The 9295-nt window shown below is 39.7% G+C and carries 8 protein-coding genes; 5 read left to right on the top strand and 3 right to left on the bottom strand.

Translation table 11 applies throughout. The features are described 5' to 3' along the window. The first annotated feature begins 85 nt into the window (after positions 1 to 85). From Q8865_04770 to Q8865_04750, 5 genes are all read left to right on the top strand, one after another. Positions 86 to 457 carry a VOC family protein gene (locus Q8865_04770; GenBank protein ID MDP4152742.1) on the top strand — a complete coding sequence of 124 codons (372 nt, stop codon included), beginning with the start codon at positions 86 to 88 and terminating at the stop codon, positions 455 to 457. 135 nt (positions 458 to 592) lie between these two features. Continuing rightward, positions 593 to 1369, top strand: a complete 777-nt coding sequence (locus Q8865_04765; protein ID MDP4152741.1) for an alpha/beta hydrolase — start codon at positions 593 to 595, stop codon at positions 1367 to 1369. A 467-nt stretch (positions 1370 to 1836) separates the two neighbouring features. Further along, positions 1837 to 2976, top strand: coding sequence for a UDP-N-acetylmuramoyl-tripeptide--D-alanyl-D-alanine ligase (gene murF, locus Q8865_04760; GenBank protein MDP4152740.1), 1140 nt, complete (start codon positions 1837 to 1839; stop codon positions 2974 to 2976). 16 nt (positions 2977 to 2992) lie between these two features. Next, complete coding sequence (locus tag Q8865_04755) at positions 2993 to 4168, top strand: D-alanine--D-alanine ligase family protein (GenBank protein MDP4152739.1); 1176 nt, start codon at positions 2993 to 2995, stop codon at positions 4166 to 4168. 16 nt (positions 4169 to 4184) lie between these two features. Next, positions 4185 to 5360 carry an MFS transporter gene (locus Q8865_04750; GenBank protein MDP4152738.1) on the top strand — a complete coding sequence of 392 codons (1176 nt, stop codon included), beginning with the start codon at positions 4185 to 4187 and terminating at the stop codon, positions 5358 to 5360. 95 nt (positions 5361 to 5455) lie between these two features. On the opposite strand, the gene Q8865_04745 is transcribed toward Q8865_04750, so the two are convergent. From Q8865_04745 to Q8865_04735, 3 genes are read right to left on the bottom strand one after another with little or no spacing between them, the layout of a single operon-like run. Then, entirely contained in the window at positions 5456 to 6865 is a 1410-nt protein-coding gene (locus tag Q8865_04745) for a GntP family permease (GenBank protein MDP4152737.1), read from the bottom strand. A 10-nt stretch (positions 6866 to 6875) separates the two neighbouring features. Then, positions 6876 to 7883, bottom strand: a complete 1008-nt coding sequence (gene pdxA / locus Q8865_04740) for a 4-hydroxythreonine-4-phosphate dehydrogenase PdxA (protein ID MDP4152736.1) — start codon at positions 7881 to 7883, stop codon at positions 6876 to 6878. Between the two features lie 10 nt (positions 7884 to 7893). Then, entirely contained in the window at positions 7894 to 9189 is a 1296-nt protein-coding gene (locus Q8865_04735) for a four-carbon acid sugar kinase family protein (protein ID MDP4152735.1), read from the bottom strand. Positions 9190 to 9295: the final 106 nt, after the last annotated feature.

Raw genomic sequence — 9295 nt, 5'->3', positions numbered from 1 at the left:
GATTTAGCCGAACGCAAACCTATAGAAATTGAAGATGCATTTCTTCAGTTATTTAACGAATTATGTAATCAAGGAGCTGTTTACTATGAAATTCAAAATGGTTCACAACAATCTAAACGTGTTTGATCTTGAAAAAAGCCTTGCTTTTTATAAAGAAGCTCTTGGCCTTGAGGAAATAAGGCGAAAAACATCACGCGACGGTTCTTTTCAACTTGTATTTTTAGGCGATGGCATAACCGGTCATCAACTGGAACTAACTTGGCTAAAAGACAGGAAAACACCTTATAACTTAGGCGATAACGAGATACATCTTGCTTTTAACGTCGACGATTATGACTCTGCATATAAAAAGCATAAAGAAATGGGCGTTATTTGTTATGAAAACCCCACAATGGGCATTTACTTCATAAATGATCCTGACGGCTATTGGCTCGAAATCATCCCTGATAAAAAATAAAGCTATATTTACAAAGACAAAAAGGAGGCACTATCGCCCCTTTTTGTCTTTTATTTCTTTATTTTTTTAGAATAATCCTCTATAATATAAAATAATGTTAATATGAAACCGTGCTAACGATAACGGAGAATGTGTATGTATATAAACTGCAATGGCATAAAGATAAATTATATAACCGAAGGTCAGGGGCGAGATGTTGTAATCCTTCATGGCTGGGGGGCGAGCATTGCTACGGTAATGCCTATCGTCAACCTTCTAAAAGCTGACTTTCATGTCATTGCGCCTGATCTTCCCGGTTTTGGTTTAACGGCAGAACCATCCTTCCCATTTTCCGTTAAGGATTATGCTGATACTGTATCAGGATTTTTAGATGCCTTGGACATCAAAACCCCTATCCTAATAGGTCATTCTAACGGCGGACGTATTATATTGTACCTTACTGCAAATTATGACATCAAGCCAAGAAAAATAATTCTAGTTGATTCCGCCGGAATAAAGGCTCCGCCCAGCGCAAAAAAGTCTGTTAGAAGCACAGCTTTTAAATTTACAAAATCAGTGCTCACCGTTCCATTATGGAAATCCAAAACAGAAAAGCTTTTGGAAAAAGCGCGCGTTCACTTTGGTTCTGAAGATTATAAAAACGCTTCTCCGTTAATGCGTAAGACTATGGTGAAACTGCTTTCAGAAGATCTGACGCCTATTCTTCCGAAAATAAAAACTCCGACACTCCTAATTTGGGGCGAATGCGACACCGCAACTCCCATTCGGGATGCTAAAATCATGGAGTCGGCTATATCAAACAGCGGGCTTGTTGTCTTAAAAGGCGCGGGGCATTTTTCCTATCTTGAACAGCCTTATATATTTAACACTGTGGTCGAAAACTTTTTATCCCCCGACAAAATAAAAGAGTGAGGATTTTCATGTATCTTTTTTTATACAATTTATCTGCAGTCATTTTCTCTGTATGTATGATAATGTCATTAAAAAAATATTTTCATATGCTCCAGCTGAATTCATATAAAAACAGTCGTTACTTTAAATGGCTCAGTGAAAACTTTTCAAAAGAACTGCGTATATGGGGCATTCTCCCCTTAGCTTCATGTTTTTTTATACTTATCGGTCAAATTTACCTATTTGCAGGTGTATTTGTATTGACGTCAATTATATGGCTGCTGACTTTTAAAAACACCCCACAAAAGAAAAAGTTCGTAATTACAGCCCGTGTTAAACGTTTATACATTACGTCAGCAATTATTTGCATCATATTGATCACCCTAGTTAATATCCTTTACCCTTATGATTGTGTCAATTCCATTGATTCAAACATGTTCACTCTGTTTATAGTCATATCTTTATTACTTAATATCCCTTTTATTTTTGTGCCATTTGTAAATTTCGTTAATACTCCAATTGAAAACGCAGTTTCAGCATGGTATGTGAGCGATGCAAAAAGGATAATTTCCGGTCAAAGCAGCCTTACGGTGATAGGTATAACGGGAAGTTACGGTAAAACAAGCAATAAATATATATTACATCGGATTTTATCCGAAAAATTTAACGTACTAATGACTCCTGAAAGCTATAATACAACAATGGGCGTAGTCCGTACGATCCGCGAACAGTTAAAACCATCACATAACATCTTTATTGCAGAAATGGGCGCAAAAAAGCGGGGCGATATAAAAGAGATATGTGATATCGTCCACCCGACATACGGGCTAATAACCTCTATTGGGCCCGCTCACCTCGAGAGCTTTAAAACAATCGAAAACACCGCCGCGGCTAAATTTGAGCTTGTGGACGCCCTTCCGGACAGCGGCGTCGCATTTCTTAACTATTCAAACGATATAATAAAAAATAAATCAGTATCAAAAAAAGTGATCTCTTACGGCATTGAGAATAACACCCTTTCATTTTGGGCCGAAAACATAGAATATGTCAAAGAAGGACTTACATTCACCCTAAAATCAAGTAGCGGCCTTGAACTTTCGCTTAAAACAAAGCTTCTCGGTGAGAACAACGTAGTTAATATCACAGGGGCAGCTTCAATTGCCCTGACTCTTGGCATTGAACCGGAGAGCGTTGCATTTGCCGTATCAAAACTTGTCCCTGTGACACACAGACTAGAGCTCAAACATTCTGCAGCTTACACGGTAATAGACGATGCTTTTAACTCTAATCCATCCGGTGCGTCAGAGGCATTGAATGTATTATCTAGGTTTAAAGACAAAAAACGAATACTCATCACGCCTGGAATGGTAGAACTCGGAACTAAGGAGTATGAACTCAATAAAGAATTCGGAAAGCATGCTGCAGACTGCTGCGACATTGTGATCCCTGTTGGTATAAAACGCTCTATTCCTATTGTCGAGGGCTTGCGTGAAGGCGGATTTGACGAGGAACATATACATGTAGTTAAAAATTTAAATGAAGCATTAGAAAAACTTAAACATATAGCTGACGCTGACAGTATCGTGCTTTTTGAAAACGATCTGCCGGACAATTACGAAGAAAACTGATATAGGAGGAACCTAAATGAAAACCAATGTAGCCGTTCTGTTTGGCGGCGTTTCCGTTGAGCATGAAATATCCGTTATATCCGCCCTTCAGACGATACATGCTATCGACCGTTCGACATATGACGTGACCCCTGTTTACATTTCTAAAGATGCCACACTTTATACTGGTGAGGCACTTACTGTTGTTGAAAATTTTAAAGACATACCCGCTCTGCTTTCACAATGTGAAGAAGTGGCGCTGATGCGCAGCGGCGGAGAAGTATTCCTATACGGAACAAAACATAAAACCTTCAAAGCACCTCTAAAAATAAGGATCGACGTTGCTTTCCCCGTCGTTCACGGAACTAATTGTGAGGATGGAACGGTTGCCGGTCTTCTTGAAAGCGTAAGAATCCCTTATGTCGGCTGTGATGTTATATCATCTGCTGTTGGCATGGATAAAGTCGTAATGAAACAAATCCTGCGCCATTGTGACCTTCCTGTCGTAGACTTCATATCTTTCACGGCACGCGACTGGACGTCTAATAACAGCAAAATCATTGAAAACATTGAAAATACACTAACATACCCTGTTATCGTTAAACCCGCAAATTTAGGATCAAGCGTAGGCATCAAAAAAGCAGCAGATAGATCTTCATTAATCGATGCTATAGATTTTGCCGGGTCATTCGCAGTTAATATACTTGTTGAAAAAGCAGTCACTGCACTGCGTGAAATCAACTGCTCGGTTCTCGGTGATTATACATCCGCTTCCCCATCCGTTCTGGAAGAACCTATTCAAAGCGATGAAATTCTAAGCTATAATGATAAATATGTGTCAAAAGGCGGCGGCAAAGGCATGAGCGGCGCTAAACGCAAATGCCCCGCGGAACTGCCTGAGGACTTAACGAACGAAATACAAGCGCTGGCAGTGTCAGCTTTTCATGCGCTTGGGGCTTCAGGTGTCTCACGTATAGACTTTCTTATTGATACATCTGACAATAATCATGTATATATAAACGAAATAAACACTATCCCAGGTTCACTGTCGTTTTATCTTTGGGAGGCAACGGGCAAATCATTTACAAAACTCACAAGCGAGCTTATTGACCTAGCATTCAAACGTGAGCGTGAACGTGAAAATCTTACATTCACATACAATTCCAATATATTCGCGCTTCAGGGAGTCAAAGGCTTCAGCGGGAAAAAATAAATTTTAAGGAATAGAAATGTTAAATATATTTTTACTTGGTTTTGTAAGCTTTTTTGTTGATATAAGCACCGAGATGGTTTATCCCCTAATACCTTTATACCTTACTTCTGTTTTCGGTGCGACCCCGGTTTTGGTTGGAATAATCGAGGGAATCGCAGAAAGTCTTGCAAGTCTTTTAAAAGTATTCAGCGGTTATATTTCTGACAAATATAAAAAGAAAAAGCCGATAGTATTTTTCGGATACAGCGCGTCGCTTTTTTATAAGCTGGCTCTGATTCTCGCATCGTCATGGGCAGGAATCCTTTTGGCGCGTATTATCGACCGCTTTGGAAAGGGAATAAGAACCGCGCCGCGTGATCTTTTAGTGGCTGAAAATGCTAAAGAGGGCAAACTAGGCTCAAGCTACGGTATACACAAAGCACTTGATATGGCAGGCTCCGCGCTTGGAATACTGCTCGCGTATTTTTTGATGAAATCCTATAACGGAAACTATGCATATAAACAAATATTTGTATTATCCGCTATTCCGGCGGTATTTGGTCTAATAGTAATTCTGTTTATTAATGAAAAAAATGCAGTAAAAAAAGACGTTCAAAAAATTCACCTTGTCTCCGGTTTTAGGCAGCTTGACAGTCGCTTAAAAGGGTTCATGCTCGTAATATTTTTATTTACAATAGGTAATTCTTCAAATGCTTTTTTGCTGCTCAGAGCTCAGCATGTCGGCTATGATGCGACAACTGTAATTCTCCTCTATTTTATTTATAACTTTGTTTCATCAATACTTGCAATACCTCTCGGAAGACTGTCAGATAAAATTGGCCGACGGCATTTGCTAGTTTCAGGATATTTTTCCTTTGGTCTTGTTTATATCGGTTTTGCAGTATGCACTCAAAAAATCGCAATTTTGATTTTATTTGTTATTTACGGTTTATATACAGCTATGACAGCAGGGGTTGAACGGGCGCTTGTCGCAGAAATTTCACCGGCAGAACTTAAAGGAACTGTTCTCGGGCTCTACGCATCGATTTCAGGAATTGCATTACTTCCAGCTTCAATAATCGCAGGCCTTCTGTGGGATCATCTAAGTCCTGCCGCTCCCTTCTGGTTTGGAGGAATAACAGCGCTGTTGTCTTCTATTTTAATTAGTATTATTTTAAAAAATAATCACAGTAAAGTAAAAGCTAACATCTGATTTGGTGTCGTGCCCCTACCGTAACAGGCGCTCTGCTGTATACAGATACAGCAGAGCGCCTGTTCTTCGTCTGTCCTTTTCAACGTCTGTTATTATTAATGCACAAATATATTTAAAATCATAAGCGCAACAAACCCTGTTGCCCAGCATATGGTCGAGGTAAATGACCATACCCGTATCTGTTCTTTCGCTTCATCAATGCCGAGCAGTCTGTTGACGACCCAGAAATAGCTATCATTAAAGTGTGAAAAGCAAAGTGAACCGACACATGCTGATAATGTCGCCATCGCCGGGTTAATTCCGAGCGGAAGCAATATAGGAGCTGTTATTGAAGCTGACGTAATCATTGCGACAGTACCGCTTCCCTGTATTAAGCGAACAAGCGTTGCTATGATAAACGGAAGGATTATTGCTGGAATCGCTGTTTTTGCAAGGGATTTTGCAATTGCATCCCCTGCTCCGGATGCACGGATGATATTACCAAGTGCCCCGCCGCCGCCTGTTACTAGAAGAATAACGCCGGCACTTCTGATTCCTTTTTCCATCTCTCCGATGCTGGTTTTTTTATCAACCTTGCGAAGCAAAACAAATATTGCATATAAAACACCAATACCAACTGCTATAACAGGAGCTCCTAAAAAGTCAATATATTGTTTTGCCCCACCCTTATAACCTGCAGCGGTAGAGATCGTGGAAATAAGGATAAGCAGAATTGGAATAATGATCGGAGCAAAAGATGAAAACGTTGATGGAAGATTCTTGTTCGTTTCATCGATTGTTCCATATCTATATTCAGCAGGTTTGTCAAGTCTTACCCAACCGTCTCCCTTGTCGCTTGGAAGCTGATAAATACGTTTTCCAATCCATTTCGCATAAAACATGGCAACAATGGTCATAGGTATTGATAAAACTATACCCCATAGCAATACTTGACCTATATCAGCGTTGAACTGACCTGCCGCTCCAAGCGGTCCGGGGGTCGGAGGAACGAGTGAATGGGTGATCACAAGTCCTGCTGCAAGCGAAACTCCAAGCGATATTACAGATTTGTGCGTTCTTTTGGATATTGCTTTTGCAAGAGGAGAAAGGATAACAAATCCCGAGTCGCAGAAGATTGGAATTGAAACAACGAATCCTGTAAAAGCCATTGCCAGTTCTTCATTGCCTTTTCCGCATATTTTTAAGAAAACTCTCGCCATCCTCTCGGCGGCACCCGAGTATTCAAATATCTGTCCCATTATTACGCCGAAACCGATTATGATGCCGATACTGGCAAGTGTATTTCCAAATCCTGTTGTAATAGCCCCAGATATATCACCAAGCTTCATGCCGCCTATTATTCCGGCAATTGCCGCAGATATAATTAGGGCGATAAACGGGTGTATTTTGGTCCAAAGCACAGCAAATAGCAAAAATGCTATAGCAATTATAAGGCCAATGCTTACTTGCATTATATTAACATTTTTTGCGGCTGTAGTTGCCGCAGTAGCTGCTAAATTTATCATAAAAAACCTCCTAACTTTTATTAAATGATGGTGCGTATTTTGCCGCAAGTCTGATAGCTTCAACTAAACTTACTTCGCTAGCGATACCCTTTCCTGCAATATCCAGTGCAGTCCCGTGGTCTACAGATGTTCTCAGGAAAGGCAAACCGTTTGTGATAGAAATAGTTCTCTCAAAATCCAAAGTCTTAGTGGCAATATGCCCCTGGTCATGATATAAGGACAATACGCTGTTGAACCTGCCCTGAAGTGCTAAATGAAATACAGAGTCGGCGCCAATTGGTCCTACGACATCATAACCTTGCGCCTGCGCCTCTTTTACTGCCGGCTCAACATATTTGACCTCCTCGTCCCCAAACAGTCCGTGTTCGCCGCTATGGGGGTTAAGCCCCGCGACCGCCATTGTGCCCTGTTTGATTCCAAGTCTTCTTAATGCATCTGTACATCGTTTTATATAATCTAATACCCTTTCTTTTGTAACCAGATCACATGCTTTGCGAAGCGATACATGGCGCGTCAGGAAGAATACCCTCATATCTCTTACTTCAAACATAGTAAGAGGATCTGTTGCGCCAGTTAAATGTTCCAAAACTTCAGTGTGACCAATAAAATTCACCCCGCCAGCCTTAAATGATTCTTTATTTATTGGTGTTGTTGCAAGCGCATCAGCTTCACCGGATAATATTAGTTTTGTGGATTTTTCAATATATGCATAGGCAGCAGCGCCAGCGATCCCCTGAACTTCACCAATTTTCATATCTGAAAGATTAATGCATTCGACATTATAAAGCTGAATGACGCCATAGTTAAAAGCGGCCGTCCTAGGATGCTCTGTCCTTTGAATTTTCAGGTTAATCCCGCAGATTTTCATTGCATTTAGAATAATGCTTTCGGTGCCGACTACAATAGGGTTACACCAATCATAGACCTCCTTTACGTTAAGCGCTTTAACCACAATCTCAGGTCCTATTCCACAGGGATCTCCAAGAGGTATAACAACTATTGGCTTTTCCATTAATATCTATCCTTTCTTAAAGACGGCTGATTAAGTAGTCTAAACATTGAACTGCAGCCGACTGATCTCCAACCATTCCGCCTTTTGTTACAATACTGATATCCGGAAGCTGTCCCCCTACAAGCTTGCCATAAGCTGCGAGAGGTATAACTTCTCCTATCAGATTCAGCCCGGACGACTCAAGCATTTTACATATAGCAACTGTAATATCTCCGCCCGAACTATAAATTCCTTTTATATCAGAATGATTTTTTAATATATTAATAGTAACATTTGCAACTGCTTCATTTACATATATAGAAACATCCTCTGGTGAACAATTCATCTTGCTTGCGGCTTCCGAAAAATCAACTCGCATTTCAGGATTAATTGAACTTAGCATTACGCTAATATAATTATATTTCTCAATATTGCCACACAATAAACTATATACCCTATCTATTTCTTCTTTATATTGCATGGGGCCCTCGAGAAGCTTTTTAACATCAATTGTGGCTATAAAAACTTGCTTGCTTTTTTTTAAAAATTCTATCTGCTGACGTGTAGTGTTTGTAATACTTCCAACTGAAATCATTACTTTATTAATTATATCATCCGATGATACAACTATCTTTTTAAGAACTGACGCCGTAAATGGCCCCGGATCAGCAGTAATAAATGGGATACCGGAATTAATAGCACCTTGCGCTATAGCTAAAATATCGTCATCACTTATAGCATCAGAAATAAAAATACCTGTTCCGTTTTTAGTCCCTTCTTTAATCGCAGCACTTACGGAATCTGCCCCTCTGGAAACAGTTTCTATAGATATACATTCGATTTTTCTTTTTGTTTGACGTTTTAATAAATTTTCCACAATAGAGGTATTGACAGGAGCTTTCGGGTCACGTCCCGCATCACTGTTTTGCAGCAGCATCCCATTAACAAGTAAATATCCACCACAGCATATCCTTCCTGCAGATGGGAAAACAGGTACTACTACAGCAATATAACCATTCCCAAGAAAGTCAAGCATAGCATCTATTTCTTTGCCTATATTGCCTCTAAAAGTGCTGTCGATTCGTTTTGAATAAAGTATAACATTTTGATTGCTTAAAGTTTTCATTGCATTTTGAACACGACTATATGCCATCTCCGGCTCAATCGCTCTGCTGTCAGTCGGATAAACTACTGCATCATAAGGTTCAACGTTTTGCATATTGATCCGTTCCAAATCCATAATTGTCATCACATCGAGCCCTAGTTTTTTAATCAAAACACCTGAACCATTGGCTCCAGTCAAATCATCAGCGATCATTACACATTTAGGCATTGTTAAACCTCCGCAAAAAAATACTTCATCATTAGTGTATCCTTAATTGTAAAGTAAATGCTGAAACATTTTTTATATAATAAGGTATATATGAAATAATTTTTCT

Source organism: Bacillota bacterium, from assembly GCA_030705925.1.
In the GTDB taxonomy this organism is placed as follows: domain Bacteria; phylum Bacillota; class Clostridia; order Oscillospirales; family Feifaniaceae; genus JAUZPM01.
Note: the sequence above shows the minus strand (reverse complement) of the source record. Positions and strands in the feature narration are given on the sequence as shown.

Excerpts from the sequence above, each read along its gene's own strand:
- Q8865_04770 (MDP4152742.1), top strand. The coding sequence starts at position 86 with ATGAAATTCAAAATGGTTCACAACAATCTAAACGTGTTTGATCTTGAA.
- Q8865_04765 (MDP4152741.1), top strand. The coding sequence starts at position 593 with ATGTATATAAACTGCAATGGCATAAAGATAAATTATATAACCGAAGGT.
- Q8865_04755 (MDP4152739.1), top strand. The coding sequence starts at position 2,993 with ATGAAAACCAATGTAGCCGTTCTGTTTGGCGGCGTTTCCGTTGAGCAT.
- Q8865_04750 (MDP4152738.1), top strand. The coding sequence starts at position 4,185 with ATGTTAAATATATTTTTACTTGGTTTTGTAAGCTTTTTTGTTGATATA.
- Q8865_04745 (MDP4152737.1), bottom strand. The coding sequence starts at position 6,865 with ATGATAAATTTAGCAGCTACTGCGGCAACTACAGCCGCAAAAAATGTT.
- Q8865_04735 (MDP4152735.1), bottom strand. The coding sequence starts at position 9,189 with ATGCCTAAATGTGTAATGATCGCTGATGATTTGACTGGAGCCAATGGT.